We start from the raw sequence: 24,078 nt of genomic DNA on the forward strand, positions 1-24,078 counted from the left end.
GAAACTGGTTTATCCATAGACGACTTAAAACATATTTCAATTGGTATGGCTCTTGATTATCAAACTGACTATGTAAACTTGCGAACAAATGAAACAAGCAACACAAGAAAAGCGAATCAAAGTGATTTTGATAATTTTTAATAGAAAGGAGATGTGAACATGGCTGGAAATATAAAAGGCATCACAATAGAAATTGGTGGTGACACACAACCCTTGCAAAATGCCTTAAAAGGGATAAATAAACAAGCCGCTGAATCAACTAAAGAATTGAAACAAATTGATAAGGCTCTTAAGTTTGATACAGGAAATGTCACACTCCTTACTCAAAAACAAGAAGTGCTTGCTAAACAAGTTGAAACTACTAAAGAAAAGTTAGCTACCTTAAGACAGGCACAAGCACAAGTTGAAGCTCAATTTAAGTCTGGTACTATTGGTGCGGAACAATATCGAGCCTTTCAAAGGGAAGTAGAAACTACACAGACAGTACTGAAAAGTTACGAAGGCAAACTAGAGGGTGTCAACCAAGCCTTATCGGAAAATGGTAATCGAATAGGTAGTACTAAAAGTCAATGGGATAGCTTGAAACAAGAACAAGCTCGTCTAGCTTCTGAGAGTGAAAAATTAACGAGTCAATTTAAATTACAAGAAAGTGAACTTTCTTCAAGTTCTAGTGAATCTGAAAAGCTAGCTTTAGCTCAAAGAAAAGTAAATGAAAGTTCCTCTTTACTAGAAAAACAGATTCAGAATTTAGAGAAACAGCTAGAACTAACAAAATCTCAGTATGGCGAAAATTCAATTGAAGCCAATAAACTGGAACAGACTCTAAATGATACCAAAACGGCCTATAATCACCTTCAAAATGAGATGGAAGAGATGAGCACTAGTTCAATAAGTGCAAAGGATAATCTATCAGACATCAATCATCTCTTAAAAGCAGAAATCCTAATGGAATTCAGTGACCGTTTAGCAGAATTATCACAAAAACTGATTGATTTTGGGAAACAGTCGCTTGAAGCTTTTAACGAAGTTGATGAAGGGATGGATATCATTGTCACCAAAACTGGTGCTTCTGGCCAATCTTTAGAAGAAATGACAACTATCGCAAAGAACCTTGCTACAGAAATTCCTACAGATTTTAATACTGCTGGAAGTGCTGTCGGAGAGTTGAACACTCAATTTGGTTTAACCGGTGATAGTTTAAAATCAGCTTCAAGTTATCTCATCCAATTCGCGTCTATAAATGGGAGTGATGTTACCTCATCAGCTATTTCAGCTAAGAAAGCTATAGAAGCATATGGCTTACAGGCAACGGATTTGTCTAGTGTTCTTGATACTGTCACCTTTACAAGTCAAGCTACTGGGGTGGGAGTTCAAGATTTGATGGATAAGGTTGTTTCTGGAGCACCACAAATTAAGGCATTAGGACTTTCATTTGATGAGGGCGTTGCTTTAATGGGGAAATTTGAAAAAGCTGGTGTAGATTCATCAGCCTCTTTATCATCCTTATCAAAAGCTTCTGTGAAGTATGCGGCATCAGGAAAGACTTTGCAGCAAGGTTTATCTGAAACCATCGAAAAAATTAAAAATTCAACTAGCGAAACTGAAAAGTTAACCCTCGCTTCAGATATATTTGGAACTAAGGGTGCTCCACGAATGGTGGATGCTATTAATCGTGGTGCTTTATCTTTTGATAACTTAGCTGAAACAGCAAAGAAAGCATCAGGAACAGTCGGCTCAACTTATGAAGCGACACTAGATCCAATTGATAAATTTACAACTGCTCAAAATGAAGCGAAGTTAGCATTGGCTGAAGTTGGGGATGCTATAGCTGTCACTTTTGCACCGATACTAGAGATTTTAGCTGATTTGTTACGTTCAATTGCAGAGTGGTTCTCTAGTTTATCAACGCCAGTAAAACAATTTATCATTATTGTAGGTAGCCTCATTACTGGATTAGGATTATTACTCCCTATATTTTTAGCACTTCAGGCAGCTGCCTTAGCAATGGGTGTCACAATTGGTGGCTTAATAGCAAGTGTAGCACCTGTTATTGCTATAGTATTAGGAATTATAGCTGTTCTAGCTTTGTTAATTGTTAGTATAAAAGAACTTTGGGAACATAACGAGGGATTTAGAACAGCAGTAATGGATATTTGGAATGCTATATATTCTTTTATATCTGCTATCATTCAAGAAATATCAGACTTTATTTTAAGCATTTGGGGGACTCTAACTTCATGGTGGACTGAGAATCAAGAGTTAATTCTTGCAGCTGCAACCACAGTTTGGAATGCAATCTCAACAGTCATAACTACCGTTATGTCAATTCTAGAACCCTATATTCAGGCAGCATGGGAAAATATAAAACTGATTATCGGCACAGCTTGGGAAATCATCAAACAAGTAGTTGAAACGGCAATCAATCTTGTCTTAGGCATTATTAAAGCAATCATGCAGGTTATAACAGGAGATTGGTCTGGTGCATGGGAAACAATAAAGACAGTTATTTCAACAGTATGGGAATCCATCAAGTCAATTGTAAGCTTAGTTCTAAGTACTATTAGTCAACTTATATCCAACACCTGGAATGGGATTAAGAACACAATTAGTAATCTCTTATCAGCAATTAGTAACGTTGTCAGTACAATTTGGAATAGTATCAGTTCAACTATTTCTGGTATTTTAAATGGAATTTCAAGTACAGTGTCCAATGTTTGGAATGGAGTAAAAAATACAATTTCAAATGCAATTAACACTGCCAAAAATGCAGTTTCAACTGCTATAACTGCTATCAAAAATCTCTTTAATTTCAGATTTCAGTGGCCACACATTCCTTTACCTCATTTTAGTGTGTCAGGATCTGCAAACCCTCTGGATTGGTTAAAGGGACAAATTCCTAGAATCGGAATTGAGTGGTATGCAAAAGGGGGAATTTTAACAAAACCAACTGCCTTCGGAACAATAGGGAATTCCCTAATGGTAGGAGGAGAAGCAGGAAACGAAGCGGTACTCCCTTTAAATGAATCTACTCTTGGGGCAATCGGAAGAGGTATTGCAAGAACGATGGATTTAAGAATGCCAGACATCAACATTTCGATTACTGGAAATATTATCCGAGAACAGGCAGATATTGAAAAAATAGCAAATGAAGTAGCAAGTCGAATTGCAGAAGAATTAGCACGTCAAAAACAATTGAGAGGAGCCACTATATGATTAAAAGAAACGAGTTACTCATAGATGGAATTGGAACTTCTAGTTTTCCTTTTAAGGTGATTGTCCACGAATCGCCTTCTGTTATCCTAGCGGAGAGTAAGACGAGTTTATTAGAACATAAAGGAATGAGTGGGGCTCTTTCGCAAACAAATCGGCACCGAGATTTGATTGAAAAATCATATACGATATACATTGTTAAGCCCTCAGAAGAACAACTTCATCAATTTATGGGTCTATTTATCAAGGAGCAGTTTTGGCTTGAGAGTGAACGGATGAAAACCACACGTCTTTGGTGTTACCGAGTAAAATGTACTGAGGTAAAACAAGAGAGAGATGGTGTGTATGCAACGAAAGCTACCTTTATTTGTCATCCTACAAAGTTTTTTAAATCAATGGATAGACAAACTTTGACATCAAACGGTGTACTTAGAGTTCAAGGGACGTCTCTAGCGTTCCCCAAAATAACGATAATGGGGAATTCGGCAACTGAGACTCAGTTTACGATTGGAGATCAGGTTATTAAAATTGAAAAACTTACAGAACCTCTTGTGATGGAAAACGAACCAAATAGTCCAAGTTTTCTAACGGTTAGCAAAAAGTACATCAAATGGTCTGGTGATTTTATCACTATTGATCCAAGCGCTAAAAAAGAAGTGGGTGTTGTTCTTGGTAGAGGTATTACTTCTTTAAGCTTTGAAACAAATTGGGGGTGGGCTTAAATGCTATATTTGTTGAACAAAGATGTTAGAACTGCAAAGTGGAATGGATTACCTCTTCATGAAACTAGCTCTGCTATTGTAAAAGAAACCCTGAACGGTGATTTCACCTTATCTATTCGCTATCCAATTACCGATTCTGGTATCTATAAACAAATAAAAGAAGATATGCTTATCAAGGCTCCTGTGCCTGTCTTAGGATTCCAGTTATTTCGTATTAAAAAACCAATTGAAAACGATGATAGTTTGGATATAACCGCCTACCATATTTCAGATGATATTATGCAACGGTCTATCGAACCAATTAGTGTTCTTAATCTTACTTGTGGTATGGCCTTATCCCAAATGGTCCAAAATACTAAGACCAATCTTGGTGATTTTTCATTTACGAGTGATGTTACAGATCGCCGTACTTTCAATACAAATGAAGTAAAGACACTCTATGCTGTCTTAATGGATGGTGCCCATTCTATCATAGGAACTTGGGAAGGGGAGTTGATTCGTGACAATTTGGCTCTGACAATCAAGAAGAATAGAGGTGAAAATAGGGGTGTTGTCATAACAACACATAAGAATCTAAAGTCTTACAAGAGAACCAAATCAACTCAATCAATCATTACTCGTATTCATGCAAAATCAACATTTAAACCAGATGGTAAAGATAAGGACCAGACAATTAAAATTACTGTCGATAGTCCTCTAATCACTTTCTATCCATATATCAATGAAAAAGAGTACGAAAATAATACTCTTAAAAGCATTGAGGAGTTAAGGAAGTGGGCTGAGGCTAAGTTTAAGAATGAAGGAATTGATAAGTTATCGGATGCTATTACGATTGAAGCCTATGAACTCGATGGGCAGGTTGTACATTTAGGGGATACAGTAAACATCAAGAGTTTGAAACATGGGATCGATATTCCCAAAAAGGCAGTTGCTTATGAATTTGATGCACTGACACAAGAATATATCTCGATTACTTTTGATGATAAACCAATGGTAGGTAGTTCAACTTCGAATAGTGCAATTTCAACTGTCGCAAATGAAATTTTAGACTCTGGTTTCACATTACAAGAAGTCGCAATTGAAAAAGTTTTGAGAAATGCGAACACAGCATTTGATGCCGAATTCACTAAACAAAAAGAATCAATTCTAGATGATATTGAAAAAGTCAAAGCTAGTGCAGAAGTTTACGCAAATGGTATTCGTCAAGAGATTGAAGGAAAGATTGCTGATGTTGATTCTAAAGTTCTATCTAATGAATTACTTAATGAAAATAGATACAACGATGTGTTGGTTAAAGCAAATAGTAGTAGAGATTTAGCTAATCATGCCTTAGAGGTCAGTAAAGAAGTTAAAGAAACTACTAATACAGTACTAACAGATACCTTAAATTATAAAAAAGAAGCTATTGCTGAAGCAAATCGGTTGGTTGAACTCAGCAAGAATAGCTTATTGAATCAAATTACGACAGTAGAATCTTCAATTGATAAGCTTAAGGGGGTTATTACTAACAAGGTTTCAAAGACAGACTTCGATGCTATCAAAAATACCGTAGAGCAACAACGAACGGAAATATCACAAGCCAAGGATAAAATAAATCTAAAAGCTGAAAAGACCTATGTAGAAATTATTAAACAAACAGCTAGTGAAGCACTCCAAAGAATATCAGAGAACGCATTAGCAATATCTAAAACTAAAGCTGATTTACAAGTTGCTGCAGATGCTATAAAGACTAAAGTATCACAAACAGATCTTAATCAAACGACAAATCGACTTGCTAGTACTGAAACAACAATTAAAATTCAAGCAGGTGAAATAGCCAAAAGATTGACTAGTAGTCAGGTAGAAACTGTAATCAATTTAAAAGGATTTCAAACTAAATCAGATGTTGATAAAAATATTTTAGATAGAGGTTATGTAACGAACTCTAGCGTGCAAAACTTAGTTAGAGAAACATCTAATAGTTTCACTCGGACTATTAGTGAAACTAAAGCTTTAATACCAACTAGTGTTTCTCATCGAAACTTAGCATCTGGTTCCAGTGATAGTTGGACTTCATACAAAGAAATAAACTCGAAAATCAATTGGATTCAAACATTAGGAAAAATTCCTTATGGTGATTCGACTGGCATTTATGCAGGGACAAAAATCAATCTATTTGTTTATATTTCTGTCGATAATGTTGTTTTAGATTCAACCGTTACTCCTAGAATTATCTTACAAGGTCCAGGCTATAAAAAATCAGATAATAGTGCTGTATGGAGTGTTCATTCTAATCCCTTTCATACCTCTTGGTCTAGTGCCTTAAAAACTGGTACAAACTACCATCTTATTAAAATTTCTCGAATCGTAACAGATGAGATGTTCAATAATTTTAAAAACTTTGAATTACAATTTCGTATTGATGGAGCAAGTTCAGGTAAGTTTCATTGGAGAGCTTTAATGATTACTACTGGAGATATCTTTCCAAATTATTGGACTAAGCCTATCGAAGATTTAACAACTGTAACGGCTTTTAACGAAGTAAAAGATACTCTAGTTAGTCATACAAGAACTATTAGTGAACAAGGCAAATCAATTAGTCAGGTTATGCAAACATCTGAGGGACTGATAACAAGAGTCAGTGATTTAATTGATAACCAAAACTTAGTATACGATCCAACCAATTTTAGTAAATATAGAGAACGTGAACCGAATTCGAATTTAGTTATGACTGGAACTAATGAATACAAGCTGCTAAGAATTGCACAAAGTGGTAGGACAACAAATGGTTGGCGTGGTTTCCAAATGCCTCTTCATAGTCAAAAATTTGTTGCTGGTGAGAAACTTTCTTATAGGGTCAATTTATGGATAGATGTACTACCTGATGGAAAAGTTGGTTTTGAAATTAAATCAGGTAACTCAATAGGAGGTTTCACCATTAGTCCGACTAGAACGGGCGCAGCTCAAATTTTTACAGGAACTTTTACGATAAATAAAACCGTGACAAAAACAGATGATTTTGGGCTTCATATTTGGCTAGAAAAGAACGGCACTGTGGCAGTTGGCCAAATTTCAATTGTTCGAGGTAGTCAGCCACCTAATAACTTTGTAGATAGTACATCCTTTCAACAAATTGCAACAGAAAGTCTTGTTCAGCAACATCAAGGTTCCTATTCGATTCAAAATTTAACTAATGCTGGATCTTTAATTTCAGGGATTAATTTAGGTGCAAATGGAATCAATCGAATTATTGGCAAGGCAACTCATATCACTGGGGATACTTTAATTGATAGAGCAGTCATTAAATCAGGAATGATTGATAAATTAAAGACATCAAACTTTGAAGCTGGGTCTGTAACTACTATGGTATTAGCGTCAAATTCAGTAACTGCAGATAAAATTGTCGTGGATCAAGCGTTTTTTAATAAGTTAGTTGCAAATGAAGCTTATTTACGACAGCTGTTTGCTAAGAATGCTTTTATCAATAGTGTACAAAGTGTTAGGATCGATGCTAGTCAAATAAAGTCAGGCTTACTAAGTGGTGACAGAATTCAGGGTGGCACAATAACTGGAACCACAATTTCTGGTGGATTATTAACTGGAGAAACAAAAATTAAGTTAGGTGCTTATGGTTCATTTGACGCTATCAACGGTGGATTACAGATTAATGTTCCTCGTCAGTTTAATTCTAAAGATGGTTTAGGCGTACAATTTATAGGTTCTTATGGCCGAGGAGACAATGTTCCTTACGGCTTATTTATTTACAAAGATTCAGATTTTACTACTGGAAACACTGCAAGTGATAGTGATGATTTTCTATTGACGGTCGAAGGATACATTAAGGCAAAAGGAATTGGCTGGTTAAAGTACGGCAAAAGTAGCATTAATGGCTCAACTACAGGAACTATTAGTTATTGGAATTCTAATAATGTATCTCTAGACTTTGGTGGATCAGGAAATGATATTTACTACTCATATAACGGAAATGCTTATAGCTTATGGCAAATTGTTAACCAACATTTTTCTGATAAAAACTTAAAAGAGAATATAGGCTTATCTAACTATAAAGCACTCGATTTTATCAAAAGATTTCAATTTAAAGAGTATGACTGGAAGAAAATAGGGAATCGTATTCAAAAGGCTCATACCAAAATTGGACTCATCGCTCAAGATGTTCAACAAATTGACTCGTCACTTGTGTATGAAAATGGTGGTTTTCTGAATCTTGATAATACAAGATTAACGAATATCGCTTTAAAAGGAATTCAAGAGTTAATACTTGATATTCGAAAATTAAATAAACGATTGGAGATGTTAGAAGATGAACACAGATTTAATCCATCAATTAGCAATGGAGTCGTTGACTAAGAAACTAGCACAAACCGAAGGTCAAGCAGCACAAAATGAGGCTCTTTATTTGGTTGTTGCAAGCGAATTGCAGTTAATGAAAGATGTATTAGAATACGACTCAGACCTAAAAGACTTATTTGAGGAAGTAAAAACTAAAAGAGAGAAAGGAGAAAGTTAATGGCATTAGAAATTACTAAAACAACACGTTTGGTTGGAAATTTGAAGATTGGGGATGAAGTAGTTAAGCAGTATACTGTTGATGTTGATGAACATGGTGTTTCTACAGTATCTGAGTTTCTCTATCATTCAGAGCTCTATGCGGAGCATCGTCTCGAAATGAGAAACCAAGAAAAATTGTTCCGAGATAAACGATATGAATTAGAAGATGCTGTTTTAGCTGAAATTGAGTCAAATAAAAAAGAACTATAGGGAGTATTAAAAATGGATATTGAATTGTTTAATTTTTTAAGAAAGCTCATCGAAACAGAAGATGGGCTTATTTTGTATGCGTTAGCGTTAATTGTCATCATGGAAATTGTAGACTTTGCATCAGGCACATTTGCTGCAATTGTAAATCCTGATGTTGAGTATAAGAGTAGAATTGGAATCAATGGATTAATTCGAAAAGTCTTAGGGATTTTTATGTTACTGTTATTGATTCCGATGTCTGTTTTGTTGCCTGAAAAAACTGGATTTATGTTTCTGTATTCGATTTATATCGGATACCTAGTTTTTACTTTCCAATCACTAATTGAGAACTATCAAAAAGTAAAAGGGAATATTCTACTTTTTAAACCAATTTTAAAAGCTTTTGAACATCTAACTGAAGGAAAGTCTAACGATGATAAGGAGGATAATCATGGAAGTTGATAAAAGTAGATTACGAACAAATCTTCCTCAAATCGGTGAGCAACCCTATCGACAAGTTCATGCTCACTCTACAGGTAATCCTAACTCAACAGCACAAAATGAAGCGGATTACCATTTGCGTCGTCCAGTTGAGTCAGGATTTTTCTCCCATGTGGTAGGGAATGGTCGTATCATGCAAACTTGGTTAGTAGACCGAGGTGCTTATGATGTTGGTGGCGGATGGAATGTTGAAGGTTACGCTCAAGTTGAACTAATAGAAAGTCATGAATCTAAAGAAGAATTCATGAGAGATTATCGACTTTATGTCAAGCTATTACGTGAGTTAGCTGACGAGGCTGGAATCCCTAAAACTCTAGATTCTAGTAGTCTTGCTGGGATTAAAACTCATCAATTTTGTACTTACAACCAACCAAATAATGGAAGTGATCATGTAGATCCCTATCCATACCTTGCAAAATGGGGCATTAGTAGAGAACAGTTTAAGAAAGATATTGAATCTGGTCTAACTGAAGGAAACTGGAAACGAAACGAAGTTGGTTGGTGGTGGGAAGAAGCAGATGGCTCTTATCCAAAATCTCAATGGAAAAATATCAAAGGAGAATGGTTCTACTTTGATAATAGAGGCTACTGTTTCATCAATAAATGGTTCAATGATGGCAAGGATTGGTTTTATTTAGATAAGCGTGGTGCCATGGTTACTGGTTGGATGCATATCGATCATCGTTGGTACTATTTTAAGTCGGATGGTAGAATGGCTAAAGGTTGGGTAAAATATCGTGAAACTTGGTATTACTTGGATGAAAAAGATGGGGATATGAAATCTAAGCAATTTATTAAATCAGGAAACGGATGGTACTATCTCAAGTCTGATGGTTCGTTATCAGTAAAACCAGAATTTACGATTGAACCTGATGGTTTGATTACTACTAACTAAGAGTTTGTAGATACTACTCTTAAAATAAATCTTTAAACAAAATAAACCACCGAAGTTGGTGGTTCATGTGGTATAATATCTATTGTAGAAAAGTGAAGACGGTGGCTCCTTATACCGAAAGAGAGGTGATGCCTATGGGCAGTTCATCAAAATCTGACGGAAAGGAGGGGCACTCTTTTGACCGCATTTGAAGTTGTACAGACAATACTTGGTTTTGGTAGTTTTGCCATTACTTTGATTGGCTTGTGCTATAAAATCTTCAAAGACAAGGACAAAAAATAATCCGTCCCCACTTTTGAGCGAGTAGGACGGATTAAATCTGTTATACGAGCTACCGTCTTTTTAACGGTTCTACGTTGGAGTTGAGTTGGTAGCTCAGCTCCTTTTTCTATGTTTATTATAACATATTGCGATTAAATTTCAAATAAAAAATCTAAGCCTGGTGAAGTACATCAGGCTTTTTCTTTTTGATTTTTTCTTAAAACCGGAAAAATCTATCTTGAAAGTACCTATTTAGGTAAGAGGACAATAAAGACATTTTGTTAAAGTACAGGGTTGCTGATTACTTGACTAATATAGTGTTTAGAGGGATATATAGTGTGTAAAAACTTCTTGTAGGAGGAAAAATGAATATAAGAAAAATTGAAGCAAAGAATAACAAAAGAAAAAAGAGAATTTGTGCATATGTTCGAGTTTCTACAACCAACGGAAGTCAACTTGATTCGCTAGAGAATCAAAAAGTCTATTTTGAAAAGTTGTATGCTGAACGTGATGATGTTGAGTTTTTGGGTGTTTTTTGTGACAAAGGGATTTCGGGTTCAAAGTATGATAGACCTGATTTTCAAACTATGTTAGGTGCTTGTAGAAAAGGACAAATTGATGTTATCCATACTAAGTCAATATCAAGGTTTGCAAGAGATCTCATCAATGTTCTTGAAATAAGTCGAGAATTAAAAACTCTTGGTATTGATATCTTTTTTGAAGAGCAGAATATCCACACTTTATCAAATGAAGGTGAGGTTGTCTTGACTGTGTTAGCAAGTTTGGCTGAGGAAGAGTTACAAAGCATGAGCGGAAACCAACGATGGAGTTTTCGTAGAAAGTTCCAGAAAGGAGAATTACTCATTAATGCTAAACGGTTTTTAGGGTATGATTTAAACGAAAAAGGTGAACTTGTTATAAACAAAGCAGAAGCGCAAATAGTAAGAACCATCTTTTATAGTTATTTGGAAGGAATGGGTACACATAGGATTGCTAAAAAACTTAATGAGGGCAAGGTTTCAACTGTAACAGGAAAGAAATGGTATGACAGTACAATTCGTAATATCTTAAAAAACGAAAAATACAAAGGCTCTTTACTACTTCAAAAATACTTTCATGACGGTGTAAACGGTCCAAAGAAATTAAATCAAGGGCAGGTTGAACAATACTATATTGAAGATAATCATGAAGGAATTGTATCTAAGGAAATATGGGAAAAGGTTCAGGTAAAAATGAAAAGCCGTTCTCGGATCCAAGGTACAAATAAAACCTATAAATTTTCTAGAATGTTAAAATGCCAATATTGTGGTTCAACATTAAAAAGACAGGTATCTTATAAGAAAAAGATTGTTTGGTGTTGTTCCAAATATATCAAAGAAGGAAAAAATTCCTGTAAAGGTATGAGAGTCCCTGAAAGGGATATTGAAGATTGGAAACTAAGTTCACCAGTAATTGTGTTAGAAAGGATTGAAGATGGAGAAAAACATTACAGTTATACCGGCCAAAAAGGTACATCAAACAGTCATATCTCAAATTCAGAAAAAAATCAGAGTAGCCGCTTATTGTCGAGTGTCTACAGACCAAGACGAGCAGCTATCAAGTTATGAGAATCAGGTCAATTATTACCGTGAATACATCTTAAAACATGAAGATTATGAGTTAGTAGACATCTATGCAGATGAAGGCATTTCAGCAACTAATACAAAAAAACGTGATGCTTTTAACCGACTAATACAAGATTGTAGAGATGGTAAGGTGGATAGAATTTTAGTTAAATCTATTAGTAGATTTGCCAGAAATACATTGGACTGCATCAAATATGTAAGAGAACTGAAAGAACTAGGCATCGGAGTAACGTTTGAAAAAGAGAATATTGATAGCCTAGATTCAAAAGGTGAAGTACTACTTACCATTTTATCCTCACTCGCACAGGATGAATCGAGATCTATTTCAGAAAATTCAACTTGGGGAATTCGTAAGAAATTTGAGCGTGGTGTAGTTCAGGTAAACACTACAAACTTTATGGGATATGACAAAGATGAAAAAGGAAATCTCATTATAAACCATGAACAAGCTAATGTCGTAAGGTATATATTTGATAGATTTCTAGAAGGATACAGTCCAGAATTTATTTCCAAAGAGTTAAGAGAACAGGAAATACCAGGTTGCACAGGTAAAGCAAAGTGGTGCCCAAGTGCTATATGGAAAATGCTTCAAAATGAAAAATACAAGGGTGATGCTTTGCTTCAGAAAACCTATACCGTTGATTTCCTGACGAAGAAAAGAATTGATAATGATGGACAAGTTAATCAATACTATATCGAGAACAATCATGAACCAATCTTAGATAGAGAGAAGTGGGAGATTGTTCAGTTAGAAATAGCAAGAAGAAAGAAATTTAGAGAACAACATAAGCTCCAATTTTATATCATGCAGAAAGAAAACAATCCCTTTACAACAAAAGTATTTTGCGCCGAATGTGGTTCAGCATTTGGTAGAAAAAATTGGACTACAAGTCGTGGTAAACGGAAGGTATGGCAGTGTAATAATCGATATAGGATTAAAGGCCAGATTGGATGTTTAAACAATCATATCGATGAAGAAATGCTTGAGAAAGCCTTTATGAAAGCAGTTGGACTGTTGCAAGAGCATAGATCTGATATGGTAGCTAAGTGGCAAAAGCTAGAGCAAGGAGCAAATCTTCTCCATAAGCACTATGCAAAGCAGATGTATCAGATACTAGATTTAGATAAATTTGATGGAGTTATCATGAATCAAGTTCTCGACCACATCAGTATTTCAGAAGCTGGACAAATTGTAGTAACTTTCCTTGAAGGAACTGAGGTAGATTTATAAGAGACTGTGACTGGGAAGTTGCAGTCTTTTTAGGGGGTTAATGGTATAATGAAATTATAAATGTGGATATTGTTTAAATTCTCTGGAGGACACATAATGTTGAATTTAGTAAAAGGTCACCAAGTTAGCTTGGTAGAAAACCTGTTTGAATCATTTACAAAGTTAACTGAACATCATTTGACGGCCAATGTACACGCAGAAAAAATATTAGAGGTTTTTCAACACTTTATTGCGATTCATGATGAGCCCTTGTTTTTTATTTTGGAATTGCCTGTCAGTGTTGATAGAGAAAAAGTGATAGCAAAGAATATTATCAAGGAAACCCATAAGGATGTTTATTATATTGATGGTTGTTCAAGAGAGGAATGCCTAGCACTGTTGATTAGATACGGTGACTTACTTGTTAATGATGGACTAAGTAAGTTTGGATTTGGTGGGCATAAAAGTCAGGATGAGATCATGCTTGATAGCTATAATGTTGTGACAATTTATAGTGAAGAACTATCGAAATTTAATGACTTTTTTGAACCTCATAATATTCAATTTGTAGAAGAACTAGTGACAGCTTGGGGAACTTTTTCTAAGACTTCACCAGGAATCTCTGAAATCTATGAAAGTAATGGGAAAACTGTTTATGATTTGCCTAGAGAATTAGCTGAATGGGGAATATATTTAGCTGAAACTCGAACTGAATAGGTATAACTATAGATTAGAAAGAGAATATATCAATTCCTTAAAATTTGATTTAGAGCAAGGTGGAGATTGAAGTTGTAAGATAAATAATGGTTATTTATGGCAGAACTCTGATTCTGCCTTTTTTATTTATGAAGTATATGAAATATGGCATAAAAGACTAAAGAAAAAAATGCAAAACGTTTAATATATTAGAATTTTCTTGCTACTTTTTGAAAAATATTTTTTCCTTACAGAATCCTTAAAAATATTTTTTATACTATTTACAAGATTAAAGGAGGAACAAAATATGAGCAAATATATTTTGGAAACAAATGAGCTAACAAAAGTTTTTGGAAAACAAAAAGCTGTAAATAATGTGTCATTAAAAATTGAGGAAAATTCAGTATATGGATTACTAGGACCTAATGGTGCAGGTAAATCTACGACATTAAAGATGATTACAGGTATGTTACACAAGACGTCAGGTGAAATTATGTTTGAAGGACATGAATGGAGTAGAAATGATTTATCAGATATTGGTGCTTTAATCGAGATGCCACCCTTATACGAAAATTTAAGTGCAAGAGAAAATCTAAAAGTTAGAACATTATTACTTGGATTGCCTGATGCAAGAATTGATGAAGTTTTAGAAATTGTAGATTTAAAAAATACCGGAAAAAAGAAAAGCGGTCAATTTTCTTTGGGGATGAAACAAAGATTAGGTATTGCAATTGCTTTATTAAATAATCCTAAACTATTGATACTAGATGAACCGACAAACGGATTAGATCCATTAGGAATTCAAGAATTACGAGATTTAATACGAAACTTTCCAAAAAAAGGAATAACAGTAATTCTGTCTAGTCATATTTTAGCAGAAGTGGAACAAACTGCTGATCATATAGGAATTATACATGAAGGAGAATTAAAATATCAAAACACAATTAATCATAATGAAAATTTAGAAGAACTTTTTATGAATGTTGTAAAGAATGGAAAGAGGGTGTAGCTTAATGAAAAATTATATTTTTGCAGAAAATTTGAAACACAAACATAGCTTTTTGTTGAAGATATTACTCATTGCCCCGATTATAGCTTTACTAAATGCATTTGTATTAATGTCATCATATTTTAGCATAAACGCATACAATTGGTGGTATGTGATTTTAATGCCGGCAACTTTCGCTTTAATACCTGCAATGATGCATAGAAAAGAAGAGAGAAAATTAAACTACCGAGCAATTTTTCCACTCAATATTGATTTAAAAAAGATATGGATTTCAAAAATATTAACAGCTTCAATTTATCTAAGTATAACTGCTATTTTGCATATGCTAGGAGTATTTGTTTTTCAATTTTTCATTGGAGAACAATTAACAGGAAACTATGCATTCACGACATTATTATTCGCAAGTGTATTATTGGTTATAACTAACATATGGCAAGTTCCATTTTGTTTTTTCCTGGCTAAAAAGTTTGGGTTTATAGTAAGCATTGTAGTAAATGCTGTATTAGGAATTGTGTTAGGAATTTTGTTAGCTGACGGTTCTATGTGGATTTATTGCCCTTATTCTTGGGGGATTAGATTGATGGTACCCGTTATGCGTATTTTACCGAACGGTATCCCAACAGAAGTATCAAATCCAATGATTTTAAACACATCCTTACTTGTTCCTTGTATTTTATCAATATGTTTGTTTACATTATTGACTTTCATTACTGCAAAATGGTTTTCTAAGCAAGAGGTGAAGTAATGATGAATATATTAAAATCAGAGTTTTATAAATTGAAGCATACTTGGATTCCATGGGCTCACTTTATCTTACCTGTTTTATATGCTCTAATATTTTATTGGGCAGCAACATTTACAAGTCTAAAAAATTTTTCTGATATGGATATCATACTGAATTATTTTGTGCTTTTAGGTGCTATCTTACCAATAATATTTGGTGCTATCACATCTAAGGTTGTTGACATGGAAGCAAGTGCTGGACGATTTCAAGTTATTCTATCAACTACAAAATCAAGAAGTAAGGCTTATGGTGGAAAACTTATAATGCTCTTATTGAGTTTCCTATTTTCTATAAGTTTAGCAGTTTTTATATTTGCAATGCTATTTGGTAATCAAGGGACTATGGCTTGGTTAATTGAATTATTATTAGTTTTTATAGGATGTTTATCTACATATATGATTCATTTATGGGTATCACTTATGTTAGGTGGTGGTGCATCTATAGGATTGGGATTTGTGGAAACGTTGATTGCTTTACTTTCAATAACAAGTTTAGGTGAAAATATTTGGTATTTTTTACCTTGTACTTGGGCATCGAGATTATCTGCAACATATATTGTTGGAAGTGAATTGGCTGATAGCTCATATTTAATTAAAGAGTTTACCATGTGGGGCTATGTAGCAATACCTATTACAGTAGTCATTTTTACTGGCTCTTTATTATGGTTCAATAGGTGGGGTGGAAAGTCAATCAGTGAATAATAGCTCTAAATGTATTTGTAAATGGAATATGGTATAATAATAAAATATTTATAAATATGGAGGTGGTTTGGTATGGCAAGAATTCTTGCTATAGATGATGAATTAGATATGCTGACTCTAATCAAGAATATTTTAATAAAAGGAGATCATATTGTTGATATTTACCAAACCACGGTAGATATTGATGAAAATAGTTTGGGGAAATATGACTTAATATTACTTGATGTAATGATGCCAGAGGTTGATGGAATCAGCTATTGTAAAAATATACGTAGCAAAGTGGATTGTCCGATTATCTTTTTAACTGCAAAAGCAATGGAAACGGATATTGTAGATGGCTTATTAAGTGGAGGAGATGACTATATTACCAAACCATTTGGTGTTGGTGAATTGTTAGCAAGGGTAGAAGCTCATCTGAGAAGAGAACAAAGAGAAAAACATTCGAGTTTAAACCTAGGGAATATAAGATTTGATTTATCCTCCAATCAAGTATTTGTGAAGGAGGAAGAAATTCATCTGACAAAGTCTGAATATCAAATTTCGAAGCTTTTAGCAAAGAGAAAGGGACAAGTTTTTTCAAGAGAACAAATATATGAAATGATTTTTGGATTTGATGGGATTGGTGATTCTTCTGCCATATCAGAACATGTAAAAAATATTAGAGCAAAGTTCTTAAAATTTGGTGAAAATCCAATTTCTACAGTTTGGGGGATTGGTTATAAATGGAATTAATTAGAAAAGGACAGTCGCTCAAAATAGTATTTCTTAAATACTTAATGACTGTTGGAGTTGGTTTAGGATGTGCCCTCGTACTAGCTTTATTAACTTTTACAGCGTTTTATAGTGTTGGTTTGATTCTTCCGGCTAACCATACAGAAAATTTATTACAAGAAAATAAATATAAAATTTTAAATAAAATAGACTTTGATGAAGCATTGATACCTAAAGGAGCTAGCTATATGTTTTTATCGCCAGATGGTGAAGTGATAAAAACTAATATGGATGAAGCTATTCAACTGAAAGCTAAGAATTTTCACAATCATGAGGGATTTTCAACTCCATATTCTTCATTTATAGAATTTAAAAGGAATGATGGATATGTATTAATCCATTATTCACTAGAGCCACACTACAATAATGATTGGATGGAAAAATATTTCCCTAGTGTAGATTTACTATTAATATTTTTATTAATCATTTTCTTTTTAATGAGTGCATTTGTGGCTACTCTAATCTGGGCAAAACGAATAACAAGGCAATTATCGCCAATGCTAGAGGCATCAGATAAAATCGCCAACCAAGAATTAGACTTTGAAATAGGAAGTTCAAATATTAAAGAATTTAATGATGTCTTAAATAGCCTTGATATAATGAAAAAAGCCTTAAGTGATTCATTAAGAGAAAATTGGATTAAAGAAGAGAATAAGAGAAGTCAGATATCGGCATTAATGCATGACTTAAAAACTCCGGTTTCTATTGTCCAAGGTAATGCTGAATTGTTAAAGGTAACTGATCTAACTGATGAACAAAAGGATTATGTAGCGTACATTTTAAAAAATTCAACACGTATATCAGATTATACAAAAGCTCTGATGGAGATGAATCAGTCAATTAAATTAAACTCGTTGAATTTACAAAAAGTAAAAGTGTCAGAAATAATCGAAAGAGTTAGTGAAATAGCGAGAGAGATTACACTAATACATGACCGCACTATATCTAAATCTATTAATTGTGAAGATTCAGATGTAATGATAGATATACAATTATTTGAAAGAGTCATTCAAAATATATTTAGTAATGCTATTCAATATTCACCAGACAAATCCAACATTGAATTACTAATAATGACTACAGATAAGATACTTTCAATATCTGTGATAGACGAAGGCCCAGGATTTTCTAATGAGGATTTAAAACGAGGAACGGAGCAATTTTACCGTGGAGATAAGAGTAGACATTCAGCTACAAACTATGGTTTAGGTTTATATAATTCTTGGAAAATAATGTTATTACATAATGGACGCGTCATATTAGAAAACAACTCGGATAAACATGGTGCAAGTGTAAAGTTAGAATTACCATTACTATAATAGAACAGGAATTGTTTTCAAATGGAATTTATTAAAAATATATCCTTTTTGCTTTTGGTGTAGAATAGAAAATTTACTCCGCTATCAAGCAAGAATCTTACATAGTAGAAAGCTAAATGAACTTTGATAACTGAACAAATTCTAAAAGTTAACTTATAAATTTCTAGAAGGAACAGAAGTAAATCTGTGTTTAACTGCAACTAGTAAGTTGCAGTTTTTTATTTTGAATAATGATATAATAGGATAAGAAAATAATGAAAACGCTATATATTTGAAAGTTGAATAGGAAAGTAGAAAGTATGAAAACAATTGATATGATTATTAAATCATCAACTGATTTAGTTATGTATCTTACATAAAGAGAAAGGAATTAATTATCATGAAATTATCTTTGTATAGTGAAGTTGAACATTACCATTCTTTAAGTTCTTATTCTTTAAATGATATTACACATACTGATACCCCAAAAAATATTATTGAAAAGTCTAAAAAAGATAAGGATAGATACCCAATAGTAATACTTAATAAAGACCATAAAGTAATTGGGTTTTTTTGCCTACACCTAAACACTGGTCCTAAAGAGTACGGCCATTATCAAAATGATTATGCGCTTATTAGAGGATTTTCTATTGATGATAATTTCAGAAATCAAGGATATGGTTCTAATGCTCTGAATGGCATATTTGAATTCATAGATTCAACTTTAAAATTAGAAATTAACCATATTATATTAGCTGTAAATGAAAAAAATATATTGGCTCAAAAAGCATATAGAAATTCAGGTTTTTTTGTTGTGAAAAAAGATTTAGAAGGAAAAAGGGGGAAATTAATTATTATGGAGAAAAGCAAAAACTAGTATCATTACTAGTTTCTGCTTTTCACTAAGTCTTTAAAGTTAGTATTCTATCTTATTTCCACATTTTGAGAGAAATGATCTATATACTGAGATTTCATATTTTGCTCTTCTAAAATATCAAAGACTTGGATAGCCTGTTTCATTTTTTCAACACCAGTATCTAAATTCTTTTTAAATTCAAAGTAGCCCTTAGCATAAAGGAAAACAGTTTGTTCATAGTAATTTAATTCGTTATCTAATAGTTTTGTAATCTCTGCAATAAGAAATGTGCAATTATGAAATTTTTCTTTATCAATACTTAATATCAAACAGTTAATGGCAAGTTGAGTAACTAATCTTTTATTTGTTTTGTTTAGGTGTGAAAGATATGGAAAGGTCAATAAAGTTTTATAGAGATGGTTAAGGATATAAGACTGATTGCAGAGAAAATAATCCGTCAGTATGCTTTTTTGATACTCCGGGAACAAAGTTTGAACTATTTCCTTTGGAACAATTAGCAAAAGATATTGATGAAAATAATCCACCAAAAGGGAATGGATTTTCAGGAATTACATTAGCCTACAATGTTGAACATAAAGAAGATGTAGAGACTGTAATTGCATTAGTAAGAAAAGCAGGTTGAAAAATTGTAAAAGAGCCAAAGGAAGTATTTTGGGGTGAATAATCACGCATATTTTTCGGATTTAGATGGATACTATTGGGAAGTTTCATGGGGACCGAATTTTCAATTTGATGAAAATGGATTGCTGAAATTTTGAGGATAAATAGGGAAAGAGTTTGCCATAAAGTAAGGAATATTTGATTTTGAAGGAGGTAACCATAGTGAATGAATTTAATGAATTTGTTCGTGAGATTTTTTCTGCAGCAGGTGATATTGTCATAAGATCCATGATGGGCGGCTACCTTATATATTTTAACGGTAAGCTGATAGGTGACATTTGCGATAATGAACTATTTTTAAAGAGAACGCCGACATCGGACAAACTTCTTGCAGACTCAGAATTGCGTTATCCGTATGAGGGTTCAAAGACATTGATGTATGCATTCGACAGATTTGAGGATATGGATTTGATTAATGAACTACTGAAAGGTATGTATGCGGAACTGCCAGAAAAGAAACCTAAGAAAGCTAAATGAGACAAACAAGCTTCAGTTTGTTGAATTTAGCAAGGTACAAGTTTTTATGAGATGAAGCCTATAAAATTTGTACGGATACTGTAGGGTAAGAAAAGAAAAAATATTTTCATTCTAAAGTTTAAGTTTAAACATTAACTCTATCCCTTTCGTTCTATAATATAGGAGTTTGTTATCACCACATGTTGAGTGTGTAGCTTTGCTCGTAAAAGCCTAGAAAGCTTGGTATGAATCAATAATGAAAAGCCTTGATTGTAAGGCTTTTTTTGTGTTTTTGTGATAGAATATAGGTAGTTATAATCGATAGCAACTAAGAAGCAGTAACAAATATTACATATAAAATAATCAAAATAAGGAAGATAAAATGACAGAAATTGACAAAAAGAATTTAAAAAATTATCTTTATTGTACATTTGGAATTACTTATATAGCTTGGGGGATTCTTGCCATCTTTACGCAATCTCATATTTTTGGATTAGAAACAATTATAGGAAGAACATTACATATAGTAGGTGCACTTGGTCCAGCTATTGCAAGTGGTTTTTATTTGAAAAGGAATAATATAAAATTTCAACATTTTCTATTTAGTAAGAAAGGAAATAGTAGTATTTATTTCATTATTCATTTGTTAGCAATTTTGATACTATTTTCTGTATCTTCCTTAGAATTTAATGAAGTATCAATTTATCTGATGCCATTATTCTTTATACAACTAATTTTTTTTGGTGGTGGACATGAAGAATTAGGATGGAGAGGTGTATTACAACCGTTACTTGATAAAAAATATACTTATTGGCAATCTAATTTGATTGTAGGATCAATTTGGGGAATATGGCATCTGCCTTTATGGTTTATAGTTGGAGAAAGTCATCAAGGATTTCCTTTTATTTTATTTTTTATATATACATTATTTTTAAGTTTTGTTTTAGGGCTTCTTTATCGTCAAACGAAATCTGTGGGATACTGTATATTATTTCATGCGTTCGCAAATTTGTTAAATCTCTATTTTGTGTTAAAAATTAATGTTATTTTTATTATCATTTTTATTGCTTATTTAATTTATACAATATTGGCGAGTAATAGAATTAGTAAGGAAAAGAGTTTGTATCCAAAATAACTGGATAAACTCTAGAAAATGAAGATGATTTTGTTCAAGGTAATAAAGAAGAAATAACGAAGATTTATATGAAAGGTTTAGAGTAAACATGAGTCTCTTATTTGAAGAATTTAAAACCATTTGTTTCCATTTAAATCGAGTTGGAATTACACCGACACTGATGGGTTCTTTGGGATTGGAGTTTAGAACGAAAGAAAATTGGGTGCCGTCTGACATTGACATTCATGTACCTGGTGACCCTAGAGGTTGGGAAGCACCTGACCATCTCAGAATTTATGACTGGGACAAGATAATGAAAGTGATGAAAGACTTAGGCTACGTCTTAATAGATATTCATGAGCATGAATTCCAAAAGGATAGAGAGAGTGTTGAATTTGGAAGTATCGATTCCTTACTTGATTTTGCAGGAGTTTCGGAATCGGATATAGAGCTCATTCACATTGAAGGCATCACTTTTCGTCTTCCAAGTCTGGAGCAGTATCTAAGTATTTACAAAGCTTCTTCTCAAGACTCCTATCGAAATGAACAAAATAACAATAAGGATTTTAAAAAGATCGAGTGGCTGGAAAAACATTTGTAAATTATCATATGAAAAGTAGTAAGTTGTAAGACTGGCTGCTATGTTATTTTTATTGGTTATTTGATTTATACTATATTGGCGAGTAATAGAATTAGTAATGAAAAGGATTTTAAAATTTAGATCAGGATACCCATTATTAAAGGTAACATTCTATCTAGATAATCGATGTTAGAGATTGTCTGTTTAAAGTGGTATCACAGCTTGTTCAAACAGATTAAACAAAGATGTAGCTAGGAATGTCTTACAGTAAGGAGTTTAAATATGAAATTCCATGAATTTGGTGATAAGAATTTGCCTTCTATCTTGCTGATACATGGCGGTGGCAGTTCTTGGTGGAATTATCTTCGTCAAGCACGGATCTTATCGGAGAAGTATCGTGTCATTCTACCCACCTTGAATGGCCACGGCGAAGAATATCAACTTGATTATGTTTCTACTGAAGATTCTGCTTTGGAGATTCTGGACTATATCAAAGCAAACTGTGGTGGGAAATTGTTTGCAATCGGTGGTGTTTCACTTGGTGGTCAAATTACTATGGAGCTTTTGTCAATAGACAGAGATATAGCTGAGAAAGCCATCATAGATGGAAGCCTCTGTATTCCTCAACCAAGGTTGGCTAAAATCAGTATTTTTCTGGTACGTCTATTTGGCAAACTAATGATTAGTAAATTCTCTTGCAAACTTCAGTTAAGCATGATGAACAAACTCTATCCTAAACTCGCTTATCCAGAGGAACTAAAAGATTATTATTTGGAGGATCTGCCAAGGACGCCTATCAAAACATTGGTGACCATTTACAAAACCTATATGGGGCATTACAAGCTAAAGGATACGATTTCTGTTAATAAGGCGCAGGTTCTTTATATTTATGGTGAAAAAGAATTGAACTGTGTGAAAGCATCAGCGAATTTATTTCAACAACTGCATCCAAATACGATTTTGTATGAAGCTAAGGGCTATAACCATGGCTATTTATCAGCTTACCTGCCTCAAGAGTGGATTAATTTGGTGGTGCCATTTTTAAAGAGTGATTCATTGGAAATGTGTAATGAATCTGATATATCATAAGGAGGAATCTGATGCTAGGAGCAATAGTTGGAGATATTGTTGGTTCTGTTTATGAATGGGACAACATTAAAACGAAAGACTTCCCTTTATTTCGTGAGGATTGTTTTTTCACTGATGATACGGTAAGTTCGAACCGCTGAGTGTGTGAGTTTGTTAGTGAAACGTAGTTAATCCTCAAAATAAAGAAACTAAAACTCCATTATTTTGAGATGAAAACCTAAACTGTTTTTAAGGAGGTGAAATATTGATAGAAAGCAGACCTATGTTTGAAAAAATCTCATCCTTTGATGAATTTAATAAATATTACTGGTATCGTGATGAACTTTCACAGATATGCAGGTCATTAGGACTTGAATATAGAGGTACAAAACAGGAACTCAATGATATTATTGAGCAGTACTTCAAGGGGAATTTGATTAAAAAATCATCAGTAAAAAGGAAAAAGAAACGAGTAGAAGTCGTTACTTTAGATACGCCCTTACTTGAATGTGGATTCTCCTTTAATGCAAACTTTAGAGAATATTTCTCAACTTTAACAGGTGTTTCACCCTTTAAATTTACTGCTAATATGGCCACTGCTTGGAGAAAAGTAAAAAAAGAAAATGATTTGAATTTCACAATCCAAGATATGCTAAAAGTCTATTATGGAGATTCAGATTATGCCAAGTATGACCATTCGGTTTGTCAATGGAATCAATTTTTAAAGGATTTCTGTGCAGACGAAAATAGTGGCAACTACTCGAATAAACTAAAAGTAGCTTCCATTCTTTGGAAAGAAGTTAGAAATTCAAGTAATGCAAAAATTTATTCAAAGAATCTTTTAACTAAATATGCAGATAAAATAAAAGAGTATGACAAGTAGAAATGTCAGTCTAAATCAAT

The 24,078-nt window shown here is 33.3% G+C and carries 24 protein-coding genes and 1 pseudogene; 24 read left to right on the top strand and 1 reads right to left on the bottom strand.

The features are described 5' to 3' along the window. The first annotated feature begins 159 nt into the window (after positions 1 to 159). The 17 genes from QM859_RS01060 to QM859_RS01140 all read left to right on the top strand — a co-directional run bounded on the left by QM859_RS01060 (position 160) and on the right by QM859_RS01140 (position 19,297). The gene (locus QM859_RS01060; RefSeq protein WP_414261798.1) at positions 160 to 3,213 is read left to right on the top strand and encodes a phage tail tape measure protein; all 3,054 of its coding nucleotides are present in this window, start codon (positions 160 to 162) and stop codon (positions 3,211 to 3,213) included. Then, entirely contained in the window at positions 3,210 to 3,932 is a 723-nt protein-coding gene (locus QM859_RS01065; protein ID WP_414261800.1) for a phage tail protein, read from the top strand. The genes QM859_RS01060 and QM859_RS01065 overlap by 4 nt, the downstream gene beginning before the upstream one ends. Further along, positions 3,933 to 8,279 (top strand): phage tail spike protein, encoded by a 4,347-nt coding sequence (locus tag QM859_RS01070; protein WP_414261801.1) that lies wholly within the window; start codon positions 3,933 to 3,935, stop codon positions 8,277 to 8,279. It begins immediately after the preceding gene. Continuing rightward, a complete protein-coding gene (locus QM859_RS01075; protein ID WP_001090723.1) occupies positions 8,233 to 8,439 on the top strand; it encodes a hypothetical protein in 207 nt (68 codons plus the stop codon). The genes QM859_RS01070 and QM859_RS01075 overlap by 47 nt, the downstream gene beginning before the upstream one ends. After that, positions 8,439 to 8,690 carry a hypothetical protein gene (locus tag QM859_RS01080; protein ID WP_049520299.1) on the top strand — a complete coding sequence of 84 codons (252 nt, stop codon included), beginning with the start codon at positions 8,439 to 8,441 and terminating at the stop codon, positions 8,688 to 8,690. The genes QM859_RS01075 and QM859_RS01080 overlap by 1 nt, the downstream gene beginning before the upstream one ends. Positions 8,691 to 8,702: 12 nt before the next feature. Continuing rightward, the gene (locus QM859_RS01085; RefSeq protein ID WP_045616014.1) at positions 8,703 to 9,131 is read left to right on the top strand and encodes a phage holin family protein; all 429 of its coding nucleotides are present in this window, start codon (positions 8,703 to 8,705) and stop codon (positions 9,129 to 9,131) included. Then, the gene (locus tag QM859_RS01090; RefSeq protein WP_000451462.1) at positions 9,121 to 10,065 is read left to right on the top strand and encodes an N-acetylmuramoyl-L-alanine amidase family protein; all 945 of its coding nucleotides are present in this window, start codon (positions 9,121 to 9,123) and stop codon (positions 10,063 to 10,065) included. The genes QM859_RS01085 and QM859_RS01090 overlap by 11 nt, the downstream gene beginning before the upstream one ends. A gap of 153 nt (positions 10,066 to 10,218) precedes the next feature. Continuing rightward, positions 10,219 to 10,347: a putative holin-like toxin gene (locus QM859_RS01095; RefSeq protein ID WP_173276792.1), complete on the top strand. Its 129-nt coding sequence runs from the start codon at positions 10,219 to 10,221 to the stop codon at positions 10,345 to 10,347. 344 nt (positions 10,348 to 10,691) lie between these two features. Continuing rightward, the gene (locus QM859_RS01100) at positions 10,692 to 11,933 is read left to right on the top strand and encodes a recombinase family protein (RefSeq protein WP_185757939.1); all 1,242 of its coding nucleotides are present in this window, start codon (positions 10,692 to 10,694) and stop codon (positions 11,931 to 11,933) included. Next, entirely contained in the window at positions 11,860 to 13,182 is a 1,323-nt protein-coding gene (locus QM859_RS01105) for a recombinase family protein (RefSeq protein ID WP_462217805.1), read from the top strand. The genes QM859_RS01100 and QM859_RS01105 overlap by 74 nt, the downstream gene beginning before the upstream one ends. Positions 13,183 to 13,278: 96 nt before the next feature. Beyond that, positions 13,279 to 13,878 (top strand): hypothetical protein, encoded by a 600-nt coding sequence (locus QM859_RS01110; RefSeq protein ID WP_414261802.1) that lies wholly within the window; start codon positions 13,279 to 13,281, stop codon positions 13,876 to 13,878. Positions 13,879 to 14,164: 286 nt separating this feature from the next. Continuing rightward, positions 14,165 to 14,866 carry a lantibiotic protection ABC transporter ATP-binding protein PcfF gene (pcfF, locus tag QM859_RS01115; RefSeq protein WP_070678834.1) on the top strand — a complete coding sequence of 234 codons (702 nt, stop codon included), beginning with the start codon at positions 14,165 to 14,167 and terminating at the stop codon, positions 14,864 to 14,866. Positions 14,867 to 14,870: 4 nt separating this feature from the next. Next, positions 14,871 to 15,611 (top strand): lantibiotic protection ABC transporter permease PcfE, encoded by a 741-nt coding sequence (gene pcfE, locus QM859_RS01120; protein WP_123159203.1) that lies wholly within the window; start codon positions 14,871 to 14,873, stop codon positions 15,609 to 15,611. Further along, positions 15,611 to 16,351 carry a lantibiotic protection ABC transporter permease PcfG gene (gene pcfG / locus QM859_RS01125; RefSeq protein ID WP_061564359.1) on the top strand — a complete coding sequence of 247 codons (741 nt, stop codon included), beginning with the start codon at positions 15,611 to 15,613 and terminating at the stop codon, positions 16,349 to 16,351. Before pcfE ends, pcfG begins: the two co-directional genes overlap by 1 nt. Positions 16,352 to 16,423: 72 nt before the next feature. Further along, complete coding sequence (locus tag QM859_RS01130) at positions 16,424 to 17,083, top strand: response regulator transcription factor (RefSeq protein WP_004252839.1); 660 nt, start codon at positions 16,424 to 16,426, stop codon at positions 17,081 to 17,083. Then, complete coding sequence (locus QM859_RS01135; protein WP_414261803.1) at positions 17,074 to 18,441, top strand: sensor histidine kinase; 1,368 nt, start codon at positions 17,074 to 17,076, stop codon at positions 18,439 to 18,441. Before QM859_RS01130 ends, QM859_RS01135 begins: the two co-directional genes overlap by 10 nt. Before the next feature lie 379 nt (positions 18,442 to 18,820). Continuing rightward, on the top strand, positions 18,821 to 19,297 hold the full coding sequence (locus tag QM859_RS01140) for a GNAT family N-acetyltransferase (protein WP_414261805.1): 477 nt from the start codon (positions 18,821 to 18,823) through the stop codon (positions 19,295 to 19,297). A 47-nt stretch (positions 19,298 to 19,344) separates the two neighbouring features. Here QM859_RS01140 and QM859_RS01145 read toward each other — a convergent pair whose 3' ends face one another. Continuing rightward, positions 19,345 to 19,677, bottom strand: coding sequence for an Rgg family transcriptional regulator (locus QM859_RS01145; protein WP_414261806.1), 333 nt, complete (start codon positions 19,675 to 19,677; stop codon positions 19,345 to 19,347). Here QM859_RS01145 and QM859_RS01150 point away from each other — a divergent pair. From QM859_RS01150 to QM859_RS01180, 7 genes and pseudogenes are all read left to right on the top strand, one after another. After that, positions 19,665 to 20,055 (top strand): annotated as a pseudogene (locus tag QM859_RS01150) (VOC family protein). The gene QM859_RS01145 and the pseudogene QM859_RS01150 sit on opposite strands and share 13 nt — an antisense overlap. A gap of 64 nt (positions 20,056 to 20,119) precedes the next feature. After that, on the top strand, positions 20,120 to 20,434 hold the full coding sequence (locus tag QM859_RS01155; protein WP_250307174.1) for a TfoX/Sxy family protein: 315 nt from the start codon (positions 20,120 to 20,122) through the stop codon (positions 20,432 to 20,434). Between the two features lie 361 nt (positions 20,435 to 20,795). Then, the gene (locus QM859_RS01160; protein WP_414261807.1) at positions 20,796 to 21,548 is read left to right on the top strand and encodes a CPBP family intramembrane glutamic endopeptidase; all 753 of its coding nucleotides are present in this window, start codon (positions 20,796 to 20,798) and stop codon (positions 21,546 to 21,548) included. 88 nt (positions 21,549 to 21,636) lie between these two features. Beyond that, on the top strand, positions 21,637 to 22,128 hold the full coding sequence (locus tag QM859_RS01165; RefSeq protein WP_414261808.1) for a phosphoribosylanthranilate isomerase: 492 nt from the start codon (positions 21,637 to 21,639) through the stop codon (positions 22,126 to 22,128). Between the two features lie 261 nt (positions 22,129 to 22,389). Beyond that, on the top strand, positions 22,390 to 23,196 hold the full coding sequence (locus tag QM859_RS01170; RefSeq protein ID WP_414261809.1) for an alpha/beta hydrolase: 807 nt from the start codon (positions 22,390 to 22,392) through the stop codon (positions 23,194 to 23,196). Between the two features lie 11 nt (positions 23,197 to 23,207). Beyond that, on the top strand, positions 23,208 to 23,336 hold the full coding sequence (locus QM859_RS01175) for an ADP-ribosylglycohydrolase (protein ID WP_414261810.1): 129 nt from the start codon (positions 23,208 to 23,210) through the stop codon (positions 23,334 to 23,336). Positions 23,337 to 23,440: 104 nt separating this feature from the next. Beyond that, positions 23,441 to 24,058 (top strand): SAP domain-containing protein, encoded by a 618-nt coding sequence (locus tag QM859_RS01180; protein ID WP_414261811.1) that lies wholly within the window; start codon positions 23,441 to 23,443, stop codon positions 24,056 to 24,058. Positions 24,059 to 24,078: the final 20 nt, after the last annotated feature.

Source organism: Streptococcus infantis, assembly GCF_047463175.1.
GTDB classification, from domain to species: domain Bacteria; phylum Bacillota; class Bacilli; order Lactobacillales; family Streptococcaceae; genus Streptococcus; species Streptococcus infantis_AC.

Excerpts from the sequence above, each read along its gene's own strand:
- QM859_RS01060 (WP_414261798.1), top strand. The coding sequence starts at position 160 with ATGGCTGGAAATATAAAAGGCATCACAATAGAAATTGGTGGTGACACA.
- QM859_RS01065 (WP_414261800.1), top strand. The coding sequence starts at position 3,210 with ATGATTAAAAGAAACGAGTTACTCATAGATGGAATTGGAACTTCTAGT.
- QM859_RS01070 (WP_414261801.1), top strand. The coding sequence starts at position 3,933 with ATGCTATATTTGTTGAACAAAGATGTTAGAACTGCAAAGTGGAATGGA.
- QM859_RS01075 (WP_001090723.1), top strand. The coding sequence starts at position 8,233 with ATGAACACAGATTTAATCCATCAATTAGCAATGGAGTCGTTGACTAAG.
- QM859_RS01080 (WP_049520299.1), top strand. The coding sequence starts at position 8,439 with ATGGCATTAGAAATTACTAAAACAACACGTTTGGTTGGAAATTTGAAG.
- QM859_RS01085 (WP_045616014.1), top strand. The coding sequence starts at position 8,703 with ATGGATATTGAATTGTTTAATTTTTTAAGAAAGCTCATCGAAACAGAA.
- QM859_RS01090 (WP_000451462.1), top strand. The coding sequence starts at position 9,121 with ATGGAAGTTGATAAAAGTAGATTACGAACAAATCTTCCTCAAATCGGT.
- QM859_RS01100 (WP_185757939.1), top strand. The coding sequence starts at position 10,692 with ATGAATATAAGAAAAATTGAAGCAAAGAATAACAAAAGAAAAAAGAGA.
- QM859_RS01110 (WP_414261802.1), top strand. The coding sequence starts at position 13,279 with ATGTTGAATTTAGTAAAAGGTCACCAAGTTAGCTTGGTAGAAAACCTG.
- pcfF (WP_070678834.1), top strand. The coding sequence starts at position 14,165 with ATGAGCAAATATATTTTGGAAACAAATGAGCTAACAAAAGTTTTTGGA.
- pcfE (WP_123159203.1), top strand. The coding sequence starts at position 14,871 with ATGAAAAATTATATTTTTGCAGAAAATTTGAAACACAAACATAGCTTT.
- pcfG (WP_061564359.1), top strand. The coding sequence starts at position 15,611 with ATGATGAATATATTAAAATCAGAGTTTTATAAATTGAAGCATACTTGG.
- QM859_RS01130 (WP_004252839.1), top strand. The coding sequence starts at position 16,424 with ATGGCAAGAATTCTTGCTATAGATGATGAATTAGATATGCTGACTCTA.
- QM859_RS01135 (WP_414261803.1), top strand. The coding sequence starts at position 17,074 with ATGGAATTAATTAGAAAAGGACAGTCGCTCAAAATAGTATTTCTTAAA.
- QM859_RS01140 (WP_414261805.1), top strand. The coding sequence starts at position 18,821 with ATGAAATTATCTTTGTATAGTGAAGTTGAACATTACCATTCTTTAAGT.
- QM859_RS01160 (WP_414261807.1), top strand. The coding sequence starts at position 20,796 with ATGACAGAAATTGACAAAAAGAATTTAAAAAATTATCTTTATTGTACA.
- QM859_RS01165 (WP_414261808.1), top strand. The coding sequence starts at position 21,637 with ATGAGTCTCTTATTTGAAGAATTTAAAACCATTTGTTTCCATTTAAAT.
- QM859_RS01170 (WP_414261809.1), top strand. The coding sequence starts at position 22,390 with ATGAAATTCCATGAATTTGGTGATAAGAATTTGCCTTCTATCTTGCTG.
- QM859_RS01175 (WP_414261810.1), top strand. The coding sequence starts at position 23,208 with ATGCTAGGAGCAATAGTTGGAGATATTGTTGGTTCTGTTTATGAATGG.